The sequence below is a fragment of the Mesorhizobium sp. CA4 genome, assembly GCF_020165075.1.
GTDB lineage: Bacteria > Pseudomonadota > Alphaproteobacteria > Rhizobiales > Rhizobiaceae > Mesorhizobium.
In genome coordinates this window covers 1-17494 of the sequence record NZ_JAIUHK010000017.1, presented here as the reverse complement: position 1 = coordinate 17494, position 17494 = coordinate 1, and the positions used below count along the sequence as shown (strand labels likewise).

At 63.8% G+C, this 17494-nt stretch carries 17 protein-coding genes; 7 read left to right on the top strand and 10 right to left on the bottom strand.

The genetic code is table 11. From position 1 onward, the window contains the following. Positions 1 to 33: 33 nt before the first annotated feature. Positions 34 to 2145 carry a S9 family peptidase gene (locus LB528_RS15535; RefSeq protein ID WP_224512319.1) on the top strand — a complete coding sequence of 704 codons (2112 nt, stop codon included), beginning with the start codon at positions 34 to 36 and terminating at the stop codon, positions 2143 to 2145. A gap of 113 nt (positions 2146 to 2258) precedes the next feature. Then, positions 2259 to 2648 carry an SET domain-containing protein gene (locus LB528_RS15530; RefSeq protein WP_224512317.1) on the top strand — a complete coding sequence of 130 codons (390 nt, stop codon included), beginning with the start codon at positions 2259 to 2261 and terminating at the stop codon, positions 2646 to 2648. 25 nt (positions 2649 to 2673) lie between these two features. Here the strand turns inward: LB528_RS15530 and LB528_RS15525 are convergent, their stop codons facing one another. The 3 genes from LB528_RS15525 to LB528_RS15515 form a co-directional block, all read right to left on the bottom strand. After that, positions 2674 to 5274, bottom strand: coding sequence for an AMP-binding protein (locus LB528_RS15525; RefSeq protein WP_224715426.1), 2601 nt, complete (start codon positions 5272 to 5274; stop codon positions 2674 to 2676). Positions 5275 to 5409: 135 nt separating this feature from the next. After that, positions 5410 to 6354, bottom strand: a complete 945-nt coding sequence (locus LB528_RS15520; RefSeq protein ID WP_224512313.1) for a cytochrome c — start codon at positions 6352 to 6354, stop codon at positions 5410 to 5412. Positions 6355 to 6364: 10 nt separating this feature from the next. Next, the gene (locus tag LB528_RS15515; RefSeq protein WP_224715425.1) at positions 6365 to 6799 is read right to left on the bottom strand and encodes a c-type cytochrome; all 435 of its coding nucleotides are present in this window, start codon (positions 6797 to 6799) and stop codon (positions 6365 to 6367) included. 12 nt (positions 6800 to 6811) lie between these two features. On the opposite strand from LB528_RS15515, the gene LB528_RS15510 reads away from it, so the two are divergent. Next, positions 6812 to 7012: a hypothetical protein gene (locus LB528_RS15510; RefSeq protein WP_224715424.1), complete on the top strand. Its 201-nt coding sequence runs from the start codon at positions 6812 to 6814 to the stop codon at positions 7010 to 7012. On the opposite strand, the gene LB528_RS15505 is transcribed toward LB528_RS15510, so the two are convergent. Together LB528_RS15505 and LB528_RS15500 are read right to left on the bottom strand one after the other, a co-directional pair. Then, positions 6991 to 7593, bottom strand: coding sequence for a superoxide dismutase (locus LB528_RS15505; RefSeq protein ID WP_224715423.1), 603 nt, complete (start codon positions 7591 to 7593; stop codon positions 6991 to 6993). The two genes, LB528_RS15510 and LB528_RS15505, sit on opposite strands and share 22 nt — an antisense overlap. A 209-nt stretch (positions 7594 to 7802) precedes the next feature. Beyond that, entirely contained in the window at positions 7803 to 8681 is an 879-nt protein-coding gene (locus LB528_RS15500) for a branched-chain amino acid aminotransferase (RefSeq protein ID WP_224715422.1), read from the bottom strand. A 256-nt stretch (positions 8682 to 8937) separates the two neighbouring features. On the opposite strand from LB528_RS15500, the gene LB528_RS15495 reads away from it, so the two are divergent. Together LB528_RS15495 and LB528_RS15490 are read left to right on the top strand one after the other, a co-directional pair. Then, a complete protein-coding gene (locus tag LB528_RS15495; protein ID WP_224715421.1) occupies positions 8938 to 9603 on the top strand; it encodes a haloacid dehalogenase type II in 666 nt (221 codons plus the stop codon). Between the two features lie 165 nt (positions 9604 to 9768). Next, positions 9769 to 10590 (top strand): L,D-transpeptidase, encoded by an 822-nt coding sequence (locus tag LB528_RS15490; protein ID WP_224715419.1) that lies wholly within the window; start codon positions 9769 to 9771, stop codon positions 10588 to 10590. Positions 10591 to 10630: 40 nt separating this feature from the next. On the opposite strand, the gene LB528_RS15485 is transcribed toward LB528_RS15490, so the two are convergent. Beyond that, positions 10631 to 12058: a PLP-dependent aminotransferase family protein gene (locus LB528_RS15485; protein ID WP_224512303.1), complete on the bottom strand. Its 1428-nt coding sequence runs from the start codon at positions 12056 to 12058 to the stop codon at positions 10631 to 10633. Positions 12059 to 12135: 77 nt separating this feature from the next. On the opposite strand from LB528_RS15485, the gene LB528_RS15480 reads away from it, so the two are divergent. Beyond that, positions 12136 to 12759: an FMN-binding negative transcriptional regulator gene (locus tag LB528_RS15480; RefSeq protein ID WP_224512302.1), complete on the top strand. Its 624-nt coding sequence runs from the start codon at positions 12136 to 12138 to the stop codon at positions 12757 to 12759. Positions 12760 to 12784: 25 nt separating this feature from the next. After that, on the top strand, positions 12785 to 13435 hold the full coding sequence (locus LB528_RS15475; RefSeq protein ID WP_224715418.1) for a LysE family translocator: 651 nt from the start codon (positions 12785 to 12787) through the stop codon (positions 13433 to 13435). Positions 13436 to 13505: 70 nt separating this feature from the next. Here the strand turns inward: LB528_RS15475 and LB528_RS15470 are convergent, their stop codons facing one another. From LB528_RS15470 to LB528_RS15455, 4 genes are all read right to left on the bottom strand, one after another. Further along, complete coding sequence (locus LB528_RS15470) at positions 13506 to 13982, bottom strand: DUF4189 domain-containing protein (RefSeq protein ID WP_224588129.1); 477 nt, start codon at positions 13980 to 13982, stop codon at positions 13506 to 13508. A 49-nt stretch (positions 13983 to 14031) separates the two neighbouring features. Continuing rightward, entirely contained in the window at positions 14032 to 14757 is a 726-nt protein-coding gene (locus LB528_RS15465; protein ID WP_224715417.1) for a hypothetical protein, read from the bottom strand. Positions 14758 to 14769: 12 nt separating this feature from the next. Beyond that, the gene (locus LB528_RS15460; protein ID WP_224512298.1) at positions 14770 to 15309 is read right to left on the bottom strand and encodes an invasion associated locus B family protein; all 540 of its coding nucleotides are present in this window, start codon (positions 15307 to 15309) and stop codon (positions 14770 to 14772) included. Positions 15310 to 15409: 100 nt separating this feature from the next. Then, the coding region (locus LB528_RS15455; protein ID WP_224715416.1) for a YadA-like family protein at positions 15410 to 17494 on the bottom strand (2085 nt) is incomplete at its 5' end.

The following is a 17494-nucleotide window of genomic DNA, read 5'->3' as shown; positions in this document are numbered from 1 at the left end:
TCGGCATTCAAGCAAATTCCGCAGCGAGACGTAATGACCAGAGGTTCCGCCTTGATTTCCGCCTTCCCGGCCGCAAACCCGCCTGTCCCCGAGAAACATTCGGTTTCCGACACGCATCACGGTATCACCCGCAGCGACGACTATGCCTGGTTGCGGGCCGACAACTGGCAGGCCGTGTTCCGTGACCCTTCCCTGCTCGACGGCCGCATCCGCTCCCATCTCGAGGCCGAGAACGCCTATCAAGCGGTGCTGATGGCGGGCACGGCGGACCTGCGCGGCAAGCTGTTTGCCGAGATGAAGGGGCGCATCAAGGAAGACGATTCGACGGTGCCGATGAAGGACGGCCCCTATGCTTATGGCTCTTCCTTCCGGCTCGGCGGCGAGCACCCGCGCTATTTCCGCACGCCGCGCGATGGCGGCGCCGAGGAGATCCTGCTCGACGGGGATAAGGAGGCCGAGGGCAAGGCCTATTTCAGGCTCGGCGGCGTCGACCATTCGGCCGACCACAGGAAGCTCATCTGGGCCTTCGACGACAAGGGCTCGGAATTCTTCACGCTGCGCGTGCGCGATCTCGCGAGCGGCGAGGACCTTGCCGACCGGATTCCGGATACCGGCGGCGGCGGGGTCTGGGACGCCGGCGACAACGGCTTCTTCTATACCCGTCTCGACGACAGCCATCGCCCGTCGAAAGTGTTCTTCCACGCGCTCGGCGACAGGCTGGAGAACGATCGGCTGATCTACGAGGAAACCGATCCGGGCTTCTTCATGGATGTCAACGGCACGCGTGCCAATGACTGGATCATGATTGGCATCAACGACCATGAGACTTCGGAATACCGCCTGCTGCCCGCCAATGACCCGTCCGCGGAGCCGAAGCTGGTGGCGGTGCGCGAGACCGGGCTGCAATACGACCTGGAAGAAGGCGGCGACGTCTTCTTCATCCTCACCAATGCCGACGGCGCCAAGGACTTCAAGATCATGACCGCGCCGGTCGACAATCCCGTGCGCGCCAACTGGCAGGAACTGGTGCCGCACGAGCCCGGCCGGCTGATCCTGTCGGTGCTCGGCTTCAAGCATCACATGGTCAGGCTCGAGCGCAAGGAAGGCCTGCCCCGCATCGTCGTGCGCGAGCGCGCCAGCGGCGAGGAGCATTTCATCTCTTTCGACGAGGAAGCTTTTTCGCTCGGTCTCTCCGGCTCTTACGAATACGACACCGAAGTAATGCGCTTCACCTATTCGTCGATGACCACACCGGCGCAGGTGTTCGACTACAATATGCGCAGCCGCGAACGCGTGCTTTTGAAGACGCAGGAAGTGCCCTCCGGCCACGATCCGGAGCACTATGTCACGCGCCGGCTGATGGCCCCCGCCGCCGATGGCGAGCTGGTGCCGATCTCGTTGCTACACCATCGCGACACGCCGCTCGACGGTTCCGCGCCCTGCCTGCTTTACGGCTACGGCTCCTATGGAATCACGGTGCCTTCCGCCTTCAATACCAACTGCCTGTCGCTGGTCGACCGCGGCTTCGTCTATGCCATCGCGCATGTGCGCGGCGGCAAGGACAAGGGCTATGGCTGGTACGAGGACGGCAAGCGGGCAAAGAAGATGAACACCTTCGCCGATTTCATCGCCTGCGCCCGCCATCTCGTTGCCGAGCGTTACACAAAGCATGACCGCATCATTGCGCAGGGCGGCTCCGCCGGCGGCATGCTGATGGGGGGGATCGCCAACATGGCGCCGGAGGATTTCGGCGGCATCGTCGCCGAGGTGCCGTTCGTCGATGTGCTTACCACCATGCTCGATGCCAGCCTGCCGCTGACGCCGCCGGAATGGCCGGAATGGGGCAATCCGATCGCGTCCGCCGCCGACTACCAGACGATCGCGGCCTATTCGCCCTATGACAATGTGGCGGCGCTCGACTATCCGCCGATCCTGGCGCTGGCGGGTCTCACCGATCCGCGCGTCACCTATTGGGAACCGGCGAAATGGGTGGCCAGACTGCGTGAGCGCAAGACAGGCGACAATCCGGTGCTGTTCAAGATCAACATGGAGTCCGGGCACGCCGGCGCGTCCGGCCGGTTCTCACGGCTGGAGGAGATCGCCTACATTTACGCCTTTGCGTTGAAAGTGACCGGCAAAGCCTGATTTTCCGCTCGCAATCCACAAGATCGCGCGTTACGCAATGCACGGTCGTCTTGGACGCGGTCATTTGGACGCCACGTTCGAGGCCGGCCAGTTTCCATTCAACAAGGTTCGTCATGCTTCTCGTCGACACTTATCTCGACAAATCGTCCATCCAGGGCATCGGCGTCTTCGCCAGGCATCGCATCCCAAAGGGAACGCTGATCTGGAAGCTCGACCCGCGGTTTGACCGGCGCATTCCCGTCGACACCTATGAGAGCCAAACGGGACCGGTGAAATCCTATCTCGACCGCTATTCCTATCCGGACCGGCACGACCCGAGCTACATCGTGTTCGAAGCCGACGACGCGCGCTACATGAACCATGACGACGATCCGAACTGCGACGTCTCCTCACCCGAGGAGACTTACGCGCTGCGCGACATCGCGCCGGGCGAGGAACTTACCTGCAACTACAATCACTTCTTCGAAAGCGGCTTCGATTTCCTAGGCGACCGCCACCCCTAGCGGCACGAGCGTTGGATCAGGTGGTTCAGGCGGAGAGCAATTCCGGCTGGCGTCCCATGGCCAATCTGCCACGCAGTTTTCGGATGCCTGCCAAGGCCTTGCCGGAAACGATGCCTAAAGCAATCCCACCGGTGATGGCCAGCAGTTGGAAAATCGGAACCGGCAGCTTGCCCGCGGCGGGCGCCATCAATATTTCCGGGACGAAACGGTGGAAAAGGTAGATCGGAAAAGCCGCGACGGCGACCTGCGCAACCAGGCGCCCTACCCCAGCCGGCACGCGAACACGCGGCAGGTAAAGAAGGACCAAAAGCGCCGCGAAGATCATCAGATATTTGACCGTCGTCCCGAACCAGACCGACTCCCAGAAGGCCAAATACCCCAGCACAGCGGCGGCAAGCGCAGTCAGAGCCAGCTTTTTCGCCGGAGTATCGGCAAAACCGGCACACCAACCGAACGCGGCCAAATGGAAAACCCAATGGATCGCGAAAATCTGGCGGTTGCCCAGATCGACGAACGATGGGGACGAAAAGCGCGCGGCAGCGGCAACGCCCAAAAGGCCGAGCGCGAAAACGAAGGGGTGAGCCCGGGCAAGCTTGCGGACTGCAGGAATGGCAAAGATTAGAGCGAAGAGCAGGAGCGTCTGCGAATAGGCCTCGATGAACCAATAAAGATACGGAATCATCTCGTGACGCTCCGGTTCGGCATAGCCGAAATTCCCAGTAAGCGTCATCGAAGCCCAGGGGATCGTTCGCCAGGCTGCAGCGTAAGCGGCGACAATGAGAAAATACGGGATCAGGACGTCGATCGCAGGTTTGAGCGCGTGCCCAATTCGACCGGCAAGGAAATGGGCCGACTGGAAACGAGCAAGGCTGTAGCCGGCCAGCAGCATCATGACGCCGGAGCCGCCGGGGATAGGCCATAGCGTTTCGTGATGCACGACCACCAGCAGGATTCCGATAACCCTCAGCACTAAATCGGTCGGCATCTCGCTTGCGTGCCGGTGTTCGGGAAGTCCCGCCGCCTGGCGGTTTGCCAGCTCGGCAATGCTCAAGCGTTCCCAGCCGTCCGGCAGGTTCATGCCGAGACGCTCGAGTTCCAGAGCCAATTGCAGGAAGCGAAGGGAGTCCCCGCCAAGAGAGACAAAGCTGTCATTGCGGCCGACGGCCAGGGGATAGAATACGCGGGCGTAGGCACCGAGCAGACCGCCCCGCTCACAACGGATTTCCGTCCGCCCTTCCAACATCTCCTGCTGGAGGCAGGCATAGTCGATCTTGCCAGAGGCAAGTCTGGGAAAGTCCTCGCGCGTCGCAACCCGAACCAGATTGGCCGGCAGGCGGCTGATCTCGGCAAGAATGCGCCGTGCTCTCCCCGTCGGGTCGGCTCCGATCACATAGGCCTGCAATCCCCGATCGTCGCCAACCACCGCAGAGGCAATGCCGGCCCGCTCCAGCGCCTGCTCCATCGTGTCGAAGCCGATCCTGAGGCCTGCGATCTTGGCGAAGCGGCTTCTGCGCCCGACGATGCGGAAGAAACCATGTTGGTCCCGCACGGCAATGTCGCCAGTGTTCAGGGTCTTGAGCTCTGCGCCGCGCGCGAGGTCGCGGCGCCGCGTGCCGTAACCCATCATTACGTTCGGACCGCGATAGACGAGCTCTCCGGGAATGCCTGGTTGGCTGATCGGCTCGCCTGCAGCGTCGACAATACCGAGGCTGCCGCCCGGGATCGCCACGCCGATCCGATCCTCCTTGTCGGAAAGGCTCTCAGGCGGCACGAAAGCCATGCGTGCCGTCGCCTCGGTCTGGCCATACATGACGAAGAAGCGGCCGCCCCTGGCGCGCATATGGTTCCGATAAAGGCGGATGAGATCCGGGCCAAGCGCTCCGCCCGCCACCGTCATCATGCGCAACGCCTTGAGCTCGGCGTCGCGGAAACGCACCCGTTCCAGAAGTTCGTAAGAATACGGGACACCAGACAGATTCGTGCAGCCGCCGTCGTCGATCGTGCTGAAGAAAGCGCTGTCCATGACTGACATGCCGGGGAAGAGGACGCTAGCGCCCGCAACCAGATGCGAATTGAGGACCGACAGCCCATAGGAATAGTGGAGAGGCAGCACGAGAGCGGCCCGGTCGAAGGAAGAGAGTTCGAGATAGGCCGCGATCGAGCGCGCATTGGATTCGAGATTGCCGTAGGAAAGCCTGACCGCCTTGGCGGCGCCCGAGCTGCCGGAGGTCATCAGCAGCAGCGCGAGATCGGGATGCAGCGGCTCCGCATCTCCAGCAGGTCGAGCTTCCTCAACGAGACGCCAGCGGCCGTCGATTGGCCTGTAGGTGAAATCCGGCTGAAAGGCTGCCTGGAAATCGGCCCAAAGCCTGACGTCGCACGGCGGCAGCATGGCCGCTGCGTGCCCAGCCTGCAGGGCTCCGACATAGGCGGCGATTGCGTGCTCGGAAGCTTCCGCCGCAATCGCCACGAGCCGCTTTTGTCTTTGTCCCAACTGCGAGGCGAAGCCAAGCGCAAGACTGCCGAGTTCCCTGTAGGACAGCATGCGTCCGCCGGCGAGGACAAGCGCCACGCGCTGCTCGTCATGGCTGAATTCGGACACAAGGTCGATGGAAGGCGTGGGCAAGCTTCGGTCCTCGGGGAATTGGCCCGAAGCGCCTATAATACATGAGTATTCAAGTCAACTAATGCCTTCGATTGAGAATGCCAACCCGCTTTACGCCATCACGTATGGTCGCGGGTTTGACGCCGCGTGCGCAGGTCAACTCGCCGGCTTGCGCGCTGGATAGCCGTTCGGATGCGGCGGGACGGCCTTCAGATAGGCCGCGATCGCAGCCCGGTCGTCGGCGGTCAGTTGCGCCATGTTGCGCTGCACGTCGACCATAGCGCCGCCGACCGAATCGAAATCGGGCGTGAAGCCGGTTTCGAGGTAATTGGCGATGTCGGCCTCCGACCAGTCCTTGGTGCCGCCCTGCGGGGTGATATTGGGCACGACGCCCGAGCCTTCGGCGGCCACGGCGCCCGCCAGCCACTCGGCCTTCTTGACGCCGCCGGCGAAGTCGCGCGGCGTGTGGCATTCGCCGCAATGGCCGGGCCCTTCGACAAGGTAGCGGCCGGCCAGCACCTTGTCCGTCGTGCCAGCGGGCAGGGCGATCACCGGTTCGGGGCTGAGATAGAGAAGCTTCCAAAGGCCGATGCCGCGGCGGATGGTGAAGGGGAAGGACAGCTTGTGGTCCGGCGCCTTGCCGGCAACCGCCGGCAGCGTTTTCATGAAGGCATAGAGATCGGCAATGTCGGCCGGCTTCATGCGCGCGTAGGACGCATAGGGAAAGGCCGGATAGAAATGCTCGCCCGAAGGCGAAACGCCCTTGAGCATGGCGTTGGCGAAGTCCTCCTCGCTCCACGCGCCGATGCCGTCCTTCTGATCCTGCGAGATATTCGGCGGCACGAAGATACCGAACGGCGTTTTCAGTTCCAGCCCGCCGACCAATTGCAGCCGAGCGTCGCCCTGCGCGCCCGGCTTGGCGTGGCAGGAGGTACAGCCCCCCGCGTAGAAGATGCGCTTGCCCTTGGCGGCGTCGCCGGGGCCGAGTTGCGCGACGGTGCCGGCGTCCAGTTCGACCGGAGCCGACAGGGCCCAGCCGGCGGCGGCCGCGGCGCCGCCAAGCACGACGACGGCGCCGACAAGCTTCTTCAGCCAGGCCATCGTCAGGCGATCAGGTCTTCTTGATCCGATAGGTCTGATGGCAGGTGCCGCAATCGCCGCCCAGCGTGTTGAGCTGCGCCTTCAGCGCGTCGACATCGGCCGGCGGGGAAGCGACCGCGGCCTTGGTATCGGCCAGGAACTTGTCCTCGGCCGCCTTAAAGCCCGCCATGTCTTCCCAAATCTTCGGTGCGGCTGTGGTGTCGCCCTTCTCGGAGCCGGCCGGGAACAGCGTGTCGACATCGAACTTCTCGGCATTGGCTTGCAGCGCCTTCAGCGCGTCCAGCACGGCGGCGGCATCGAAAGGCGTCTCGCCCTTGACCACCTTCGAGATCTGCCCGGCGAGCTTGCCGCGTTCCTTCATCAGGGCCTGGCGACCCTTGATCGGGTCGGCATAGGCCGAGCCGGCAAAGGCAAGCATAGAGATGGCGATGACAAGCTTTCTCATTCAATTGGCTCCGTGGATGAAGAGAGTTCGCTGGCGCAATTCCGGACGGAAAACCGTTCAACACGTTTCCTGGAACCGCTCTGGACGTTAACGGGCGTGATGGTGGGATTATTCCCCGGCGCGGTGACGATTTTCCGGGTTTCTCCTGAAAAAGAAAAGCCCCGGCAACCGGGGCTTCTCATCAAAATCACTCAGGCTTTAGCCTTCTCATAAAGCTCCAGGACGTGGTCCCAGTTGATCAGGCTGTCGACGAAGGCCTCAAGATATTTCGGTCGCGCATTGCGGTAGTCGATGTAATAGGAGTGTTCCCAGACATCGACGCCAAGGATCGGCGAACCGCCATGGACCAGCGGGTTCTCGCCATTCGGGGTCTTGGAGATTTCCAGCTTGCCGTTCTTGACCGAGACCCAGGCCCAGCCGGAGCCGAACTGGGTCGTGCCGGCGGCAATGAAATCCGCCTTGAACTTGTCGTAGCCGCCGAGGTCGCTGTCGAAGGCCTTCTGCAGCGCGCCCGGCAGCTTGTTGCCGCCGCCGCCCTTCTTCATCCACTTCCAGAAATGGATGTGGTTGTAATGCTGGGCAGCGTTGTTGAAGAGCCCGGCATTCTTTCCGAAGGACTGCTTCACGGCCTCTTCGACCGACAGGTCGCCCATTCCGGCCTCGGCGGCGAGCTTGTTGCCGTTGTCGACATAGGCCTTGTGGTGCTTGTCGTGGTGATACTCCAGCGTCTCCTTCGACATGTAAGGCTGCAAGGCCTCGTAGTCATAAGGCAAAGCGGGCAACTCAAAAGCCATGGATGGTACTCCCTCGAGGAAAAAGTCCGGTGATATTTACCGAGCTAAGATAGGTCTGGAATGGATCGGGGCAACTCCGGAATGGAGCGCCGAGCGACTTTTTAGAGCAATTCCGGGAAAACTGTGAGACGGTTTTCCGCCGCAATTGCGCAAAACAAACAGATGGAGCGGTTCGCCATTTCAACGAAGCGGTGAGCCGCTCCCGCGGCTCAGGCGGCGGACGTCGAATGCGCCCATTCCCAGTAGAGCTCGCGCGCCTTCTTGGCCACGGGTCCGGGCTGCAGATCACGGTTCTCGATGCGTGTGACCGGCACGACCTTGGAGTGGTTGCCGGTCGAGAAGATCTCGTCGGCTTCGAGGAAATCGCGAACCGACAGCGTCTTCTCGGTGGTCCTGAAGCCGTAGTCGCCAAGCAGGCTGATAGTGCGCGAGCGGGTGATGCCCGACAGGAAAGTGCCGTTCGGCGCCGGCGTCATCACATGGCCGTCCTTGACAAGGAAGATGTTGGAGGTTCCGGTCTCGGCGACATTGCCCAGCATGTCGAGCACCAACGCGTTGTCGAAGCCACGGTTCTTGGCCTCCAGGATGGCGCGGCCATTGTTGGGGTAGAGGCAGCCCGCCTTGGCGTTGGTGGGCATCGTCTCGATGGTCGGGCGCCGGAACGGCGAGACGCCGATCGAAAAGCCGGAAGGCGGGATCATCGGCGATTCATAGAGGCAGAGGCAGAAGCGGGTCGAGTCCGGATCGGCCGGAACGCCCATATAGCCGCCATGCTCGGCCCAATACATCGGCCTGATATAGACCGCCGTCTTGCCGTCGAATTTCTTCAAACCGTCCCAAGTCAGGCCGACGATCTCTTCCGTCGTCATCGAAGGCTTCAGGCCAAGCGCGATCGCGGAAGCGTTGACGCGAGCGGAGTGCAGCTCGAGGTCGGGCGCGACGCCTTCGAACCAGCGGCCGCCGTCGAAGACGCTGGTGCCAAGCCACACGGCATGGCTGCGCGGCCCCAGTACCGCGACATTGCCTTCATACCAGTCGCCGTCCACATAGGTCCAAGTCGCGGTTTGCGCCGCTGCCGCCAGTGTCATATTTGCCGTCCAAACGAGTGATTTCGGACCGGCATAGGACGATGCTTTGAGGGCCGGCGTCAACCGACATGGCCGAAAATCATTGAGGCCAGCGGTACTTACAGAGCGTCGCCCGAAACGGATCGTGCAGCGCCCCTATAAATCTTATGTTTGATGCATCTCGGTTTCCCTAAAACCGCGACACACTTTTGTGCGACATGCATTAAAGCGCAATCAGCGCTTGCGCGGGACGCATCCCCGCCTCAAAACTCTTGTCATGCATCCTGCGGCCTATGTCTTCGACGCCTATGGCACGTTATTCGACGTGCACGCCGCCGTGCGCCGTCACGCCGGCGAGATCGGCCCGGACGGCCAGCTTCTCTCCGAAATCTGGCGCGCCAAGCAGCTCGAATATTCCTGGGTCAGAACGCTAATGGGCGGCGCTTACGCCGACTTCTGGCAACTGACCGAGCAGGCGCTGGATTTCGCTTTGCGCAAGGTGCCCTCAGCCGACCCGGCGCTGCGGACGAAATTGCTCGAAGCTTATTGGCGGCTCGATTGCTACCCGGAAGTGCCGGCCGTGCTGAAGGCGCTCAAAGCGTCGGGCGCGAAGCTTGCGATCCTCTCCAACGGCTCGCCGGAAATGCTGGACGCTGCGGTCAAATCCGCGGCGCTCGATCAGATCCTCGACGACGTCTTTTCGGTCGATCAGGTCAAACGCTTTAAGACCGACCCCTCGGTCTACGACATGGTGGTCACCGGCTGGCGGCTCTATCCGGGCGCGGTGTCGTTCCAGTCGTCGAACCGCTGGGACATAGCCGGCGCCGCAAAGTTCGGTTTCCGTACGGTCTGGATCAACCGGACCAATCAGCCGGACGAATACCGCGACTTTCCGCCGGGGCTGATCCTGCCATCACTGGAAGGTCTTCTGGCGTCCGCCTGATGCCGCTGTTGCTGCAGCGCAACAGCTGCGGCGCGGTCACAGCTTCGCCTTTTTCTGTCCACCCTCAGGCCAGAATTGGAACCGTCTATCCCCGCCGACTGTTATGAATGCCGCCTGCCCGCGAATTCATGCTTTCTTGCGAATTACGACCTAGAAAAGGCAACCATGTCAGACGCTTCCTTCCGCATCAGCCGCCGTGGCTTTCTTAGTTTGACGGCCCTTGGCGCTGCTTCGGCCGCCGTTTCAGCCTGCACCACCACCGGTCCGGCCCCTGCTCCCATCCAGCCGCCGCCACCGACCTATGTCGAGCCGCCGCTCGGCGATTACGCGACGATGTATGGCCCGATGTCGGACAACGGCTTCGACCTGCCGGCCATCCCGGTGAACAAGATCGATCACCAATTCTTGCGCCAGATCGTTCCCGATCCGACCGGACAGCGCCCGGGCACCATCGTCGTCGACACCACCGGCCACTTCCTCTATCTGGTGCGCGAGGGCGGCCAGGCGATCCGCTACGGCGTCGGCCTCGGCCGCGCCGGCTTCGAATGGTCGGGCGACGCGGTCGTGCAGTGGAAGCAGAAATGGCCGAAATGGACGCCGCCGGACGAGATGGTCGCGCGCCAGCCGGAGCTGACGCAATTCAGCGCCAAGAATGGCGGCATGCCGGGCGGCCTGAAGAACCCGCTCGGGGCGCGTGCGCTCTATCTCTTCCAGGGCAACCAGGACACGCTCTACCGCTTGCACGGCTCGCCCGAATGGTGGTCGATCGGCAAGTCGGTATCGTCGGGCTGCGTGCGCCTGATCAACCAGGACATCATCGACCTCTATGACCGCGTGCCGACCAAGACCCCGGTCATCGTGACGGCCAACATCGGCGCGCCGGAAGAGAACATGCCGGAGCGCAAGGCGATCCCGATCGACAACGGTGTGCCGACGGGCTCGATCCTGCTCGGCCCGGTCAAGAATCTCACCAACGAGATTTTCTGACCTCTTTCTGCCCATGTGCATGGGCAACATGCACCGATCATCAGCGGTGCTCGGCCAAAATCGTGGCCAGCACCGCGACGCCGCGTCGCAATGCCTCCGCGTCGAGCCCGGCGTAGCCCAGGATGAAGCCGGCCGTTTCCGGCCTGGGTCTGCTCGGATCATAAAGGGGCGACACGGGATATAGGCCGATGCCGGCAGCGCGCGCCGCGGCGATGATCGCCAGTTCGCGTCCGGCATCGATGCCGTTCATCCAGGCGACGACATGCAGGCCGGTATCGGCTCCGGCGACAGTGACCTGCGGCCCCAGATGGTCAGCCAAAGCCTTCAGCAGGACCTGTCTGCGCTCAGCGTTCTTCCTGCGGATGCTGCGCACGTGGCGTTCGTAGGCGCCGCTCGCCAGCAGCTCGGCCAACACGTCCTGCTCCAGCATCGGAGCATGCCGGTCGGTCAGGCGCTTGGCCTCGCCGAATGCCCGGCGAAGGCTCAGGGGAACGACGAGATAGCCGAGCCTCAAGGTCGGCGAGAGCGTCTTGGACAGCGTGCCGACATAAATCACCGAGTCCGCGTCCAGCGCCTGCAACGGCGGAATGGGGCTGATGTCGTGACGGTATTCGCCGTCATAATCGTCTTCCACAATATAGGCCCCCGTACCGGCGGCCCAGGCCAGCAGCGACCGCCGCCGCGTCGCCGAAAGCACGCCGCCGAGCGGAAACTGGTGCGAGGGCGTCACATAGGCGAGACGGGCCGGCGGCAGCTTTTCCGTCCTTAGCCCATCGGCATCGACAGGAACGGGCACGGCAATGCCTCCGGCCGCCTCGAAGGCGTGGCGTGCCAGCAGATAGCCCGGGTTCTCGATCACAAAGGGGTCACCGGGGTCGAGCAGCAGGCGCGCGCAGAGGTCGAGCCCCTGCTGCGAGCCGTTGACGATGACGATCTGGTCCGGCGTGCAATTGATGCCGCGAGCCCGCCAGAGATAGGCCTGAAGCGCGTTACGCAGACCGGAAGACCCCTGCGGGTCACCATAGCGCAGCCGCGCGGCGCGGTTGACGATTGCCTTGTTCGACGCCCGCCGCCAGGCCAGCACGGGAAAGTCCGCTCCGGACAGGTCGCCATAGCGGAAATCGGCAATCTTGACCGGCTGCGCCAACGCCGCCGGAGGCAGGGTCAGCAACCGTCGCGCGAATGCAGACAGGTGCCGTGGCGAAGCGGCCGCGACGGGCGCTTCTCCCGACGCCTTCTCCAGTCCCGGAGCAACGATCGCGCGCGACCCCTGCCGGATGACCAGGTAGCCCTCGGCATCGAGTTGGCTGTAGGCCGCGGTCACCGTGGTCCGCGACGCGCCCCATTCGGCGGCAAAGGCCCGCGTCGACGGCAAGCGATCACCGGGCCTGTAGGCGCCGCTGTGGATCTGCGCCTTGACGGCCGCGATGATGCGGCGCGCCACGCCGTCCTGCTCAAACTGGACCACAAAAAACCTTCAAAACTGGATGTTCCAAGCAATCCAGCTTTCCGGCATCTTGCTGTGCAACGCAAGGAGTTTTCACCATGTACATCCCGCCTGCCTTCCGCGACGACGATCAAGAGAGCCTGATGGCCACGATCCGCGCGGCGCGTCTGGCGACGCTGGTCACCGCCACGGCGGAAGGTCCGCTGGCGACGCCGTTGCCGCTTTTGCTCGACGAGAACGAGGGCGAGCATGGCGTGATCTACGGCCACGTCGCAAAGGCAAATCCGCAATGGCGCGTGCCGCTGGTGGGCGATGGGCTGGCGATCTTCATGGGGCCGGACGCCTATGTGACGCCGGCCTGGTACCAGACCAAGCAGGAGACCGGAAAGGTTGTCCCGACCTGGAACTATGTCGCGGTCCACGCCCGTGGTCCTGTCGAATTCTTCGAGGATGCCGACAGGTTGCTCGAGGTCGTGACGCGACTGACCAACCTGTATGAAGGAGAACGCGCCGCGCCCTGGGCCGTGTCGGACGCGCCGGCGGATTTCATCCAGTCGCAGCTCAAGGGTATTGTCGGCTTGCGCATGCCGATCACGAAGCTCGAAGGCAAGCGCAAGATGAGCCAGAACCGCAACGCCGCCGATCGCGCCGGTGTTATTTCCGGCCTGTCATCGAGCGACCGTCCGTCGGACCGCGATGTCGCGCCACTCATCCCGGTTTGAAACGCAATCCCTTAACGAGCCCGTCATGCCGGACCTGACCCAGTTCGCCCTGTATTTCGCCGCGGCGTTCCTGCTCGCCATCACGCCAGGGCCGGGCATCTTCTATGTCGCGGCGCGCACGCTGGCCGGAGGACGGGCGGAAGGCATCGCCTCGAGTTTCGGGACCGGGCTGGGCGGCATGGTCCACGTGCTGGCCGGCAGCCTTGGCGTTTCGGCAATCGTGCTTGCGAGCGCGGAGCTGTTCACGGCGCTGAAGCTGATCGGCGCCGTCTACCTCGTCTGGCTCGGCTTCCGCACCTTTCAGTCCGCGCGCCGCGAGGCAAAGACGATGCTGGAAGGCGGGACGCCGGCGGCTGCCGTCGGCGCCGGCCGAGGGTTTCGCGAAGGCGTGCTGGTCGAGGCCTTGAATCCGAAGACGGCGGCCTTCTTCCTGGCCTTCATTCCGCAATTCGTGAACCTCAGCGCCGGCCATGTCGCCCTGCAATTCATGACCCTCGGCTTCGTTTCGGTAACGCTCAATACGCTCGCCGACGTCGTGGTCGCATTCGCGGCCAGCCGTATCCGGCAAGGCGCGGCCGGGCGCAACAATGCGATGCGCCGCCTGCGCGAGGCGTCAGGCGGCGCGATGATCGCGCTCGGCATCGGCCTGGCCATCGCCAAGCGCCCCGCTCTCTGATCACCAAGTGCGGACGCTGTGTCGCTCTCCGATGTTCGGACGCGACGGAATATCCGGCGGCTGCTTCCCGTCAGGTGCAAACCCACTCGCGGATCTTGCACTCCTTGTTCTCGCCTCCGCACTGGGCTGTCGCCTTGTCCTCGGCTTCGCGGCGGGTCGTGGCCGACGCTGCGCCCCAGAACGGCGTCGCCGCGCCGCGGCTCTTGCCGACCGAGAGCGCGGCGCAGTGCTCATAGGGAAAGCCGGTGCCGTCATCATCGTCCCAATGGCGATGGTTGCGGAACACCTCGACCACCCGGCAGCCCTTGCCGTCCGCGTTCTCGCAATGCTTGAGCGCTATGTCTTCCGCTTCCTGCCGCTTGTCGGCGCCCCAGAAGAAGCCGTGACGGCCGTCGCCCGGCGAATAGGCGATCGCGCCCCAGATGCCCTTTTCCTCGCTCGCCGACGCTGGCGGTGACGGGGCGACCAGGTCAGCGGCGTTGCTCGCAATCGTAAGCCCGGCGAGCGCCGCAAGCAGCGGGATCGAAAGACGGGGATTGATCAGCATCTTCGTGCTCCAGTTGCAGCTATTCAGCAGTCGACCGTCATGCCCGGCTCTAGCCGCCCATGCGCGCGACCGAGACGACGATGCAAGTGTTGCCGGTCGGGACCAGCAACGCCTGGCCGGCATTGTCGGCCAGGTTGAAAAGCATCGAGTTCGAAAGATTGTCCGCCAGCAGGCTGCCCTTCGGAAGCGTGCCGGCGACTTCCTGGCAAGAGCGAGGGAACGGCGCCACGCGCACGAAGCCGCCCTCGCAGCTCTGGCCGAGAGGCGAGGCAAAAACGACGCCCGCGGCCTGCGTCTTGTAGTTCGGCAGGTTGTAGCTCATCCCGGCGACGGCCTGCACGGCGTGGGTATCGGGCGAAGCGTTGTCCCATTGCGTCTGGATGGCATAGGTCGACCCGGCAGTCAGAGCCTGCCCCATCGTGGCAAAGAGATTGGCGCAGGTGCGGACACCTGCCTGTGCGACATGCGCCTGGAAGGGATTCTTGGTTGCCGAGGCGTCGGCCGTCGCGGGCAAGACTTCTGCCGGCTTGCCCTGCATGGGCGCCTGCGCCTGCGCGGAGGCCGTGCCCGCGACGAATGTTCCAAGCGCGGGATAGAGACGGAACGACAGGACGACCGCCGCCGCGACCAAGACCGCGAACGCGCCGAGCAGCGCCGTGTTTCGCACCAGGCGCCGGCCTGGCGAACGCTGTGGCGGCGCACTTGCCGGCGGCTCCGGCAGCGCGACCGGCTGGGAGTGCGTCAGGATTCTGTCCTCGATGGATTGGCGTGTCATCTCAAAGTCTTTCTAGTTGATGGCCGACAGCGCGGTCTTGAGTCCCTTGAACGGGGCATCGATGCTGACGGTCGCTCCCGACGGCAGAGAATAGGAAACCTGGACCGTGGTCTCTTTGCCGATCTGCTCGCGAAGCACCGGGCCGACGGGCACATAGCCGACGCAGACCGACGCATCGCAACCCTGCAGCTGAACGTCGACCGGCTGTTTGCGGCCGGCAAGTCTCAGCGAAAGCTTGCTGCCCTTACCTGCCGCGCTTGGAGTCCGCAATATCATGAAGGGTTTGCCTTTCTCGTCGGCCGCGAGCGACCAGCTGAAGACCAACGCCTGGCTTTGGTCGATGAAAGACTGGCCGATGTTGCACACTTTCTTCCTGGCCTGCAGGTTCTCGTCGCAGATCAGCGTCCAGTTCTCGAACGGACGAGTGGTGCGCTGATAGTCGCCAAGCTTCACGCCCGCAGGCACCGCCACGTCGGAAGGCTTTATCCGATAGGCGGGCTGGGCCGCCTCCTGCCCGACCGCACGCGGACCGGACAGGAGCAGGCAAGCCATGCACAGTGCGACGGCAGAGACGGCTCGTCCGGCCGTGAAGGGGCTTTTTGCCTGAGCATGATTATTCGAAGAACCGCTACGCACTTTTCGCGATCACGCTCTAGTTCAGGGTAAAGCTGACACCCGCGCCGACACCCCAGTGCCCGCCCGCCGTCGTGCCGGATACGTTTGCCCGGGCTCTGCCATCTTCGCTGGTGTAACCGGCGCCGAACGCGACGGCGCCTTCGCCGCGCCAGTAGCCGCCACCGGCCGCCACGCTCAGCTTGCCCGGACGGTCGTCATAGCGCAGCGAGGCGGCCGCAAGGCCGATCGCGGCAGCCTGGCGCGCCTCGCCCCGAGCCTCGCCCATATCCATGTTGAGCTGGCTGAGCTTGGAGTCGGTGTAGGCATTGGCCTGCTGCAGCGTGGTTGCCGCCACCTGGTTGGTATAGGCCTTGGAGTTGTCGAACGTTGTCGCCAGCCCGTTGTTGAATTGTAGCACGTTGACTGCATCGGTATCGGCGGTGCCGGCGCCGACATTGTGGATGACGACGGGCGCATTCACGTCGCCGCCGACGAGCGTCAGCGAATTGGATTTGGTGCCGTCCGGATTCTTGTCATACTGGACGGCGAACTCATTCAGATTGCCGACACTTCCCTGCACTGCTTCGACAGCCTGATTGGTCGCGTAGAGCTGGCTGCCATTGATGGCGTCGGTGGAGGAGGCACTGATCCGTCCCGCCGCCACATTGGTGACGGTGCGCTCGTTGCCGACGCTGCCGACGCTCACCGTGCTCGTCGGAGCGGTTCCGGCGAAGGTGTAGTTGACGCCGTTGATCGTCGTGCCGGTGGTGGCGACCGCCGCGGCGGTCGTCGAGCCGGCGCCGAGCGCGACGCTGCCCGGCTCATTGGCCGTTGCGCCGGCGCCGAGCGCCATGGACTGGGCGCCGTTGGCGGTCGAGTTGGTGCCGAAGGCGATGCTGTCGGCCTGATTGGAGGTCGCATTCTGGCCGATCGCGATGCCGCCCGGCGCCGTCTGCTGCACGATGGCGCCGTTGCCCATGCCGATGCCGTTGTCGCCGTTGACGGTGGTGCGCGGGCCGATCGCGACCGAATCGGTGCCGACCGCCAGCGAGTCCGGGGCGGTCGAATTGGCGTGGAAGTACATGGTCGGCGTCACCGCGAAGGAGCTCAGCGCACCCTTCAACTGACGGAGCGTGACCGCGTCCTGGTCCTGAGTGCCGTCGGCCACGTTGATGATCTGGCGATAGGACGTGGAGGTACCCACCGAGACGGCGCCGAGCAGGGTCATGTCCGTGGTGTTGTAGGGAATGAGGCCGGTGCCGGAGAGGATCGATCCCGATGCGGGCGCGACCGCGCGATCCGAGACCGAGCCGGAGCCAAGCGCCACGCCGTCGGCGATGGTGACAGCTGTGCCGCGGCCGAGAGCCAGCGAATTGGCGGCGGATGCCGTTGCCTGGTAGCCGAGCGCCGACGAACCAACCCCTTGCGCGGAGGCGTCGGTGACCGGCAGCGTGGTGTCGTTGGTGCGCACATAGCGGATGCCGTCGCCATTGGCGTCCGTGTATGCCGTCGAGGTGTCGCCGGCAAAATTGTTGATCGTGTTGCCGAGAGTGGTGATGTCGGCGGTGTTGGCGGCGATGTCGGTCGTGTTCTGCGTTACCTGCTGGTTGGTGGCGAAGAGCTGCGAGCCATTGACCGCGTCGGTCGAGGAGTTGCTCAACCGCCCGGCCGCGACATTCTGGATCTGGCGCTCCGCGCCCACCGAGCCGACCGAGAATGCGCCGGCCGGCGTTCCGCCGGCGAAGGTGTAGTTGACGCCGCCGATCGTCGTGCCGCCGACATTGGTCGTGGCTCCCGATACCGAATTCAGGCCGATCGCCACGTCGCCGGCATTGTTGGCGACGGCATTCGGGCCAATTGCGACGGAGTCCGTCCCCAGGGCCTGGGAATCGGCAAGCGTCGAATTGGCATGGAAATACTTGATGCCGCCGCCGGTGTTGATGTTGTTGATCGTGTTGCCAAGATTGGTGATGTCGGCGGTGTTGGCCGCGATATCGGTCGTGTTCTGGGTTACCTGCTGGTTGGTCGCGAACAGCTGCGAGCCGTTGACCGCGTCGGTCGAGGAGTTGCTCAACCGCCCGGCCGCGACATTCTGGATCTGGCGCTCCGCGCCCACCGAGCC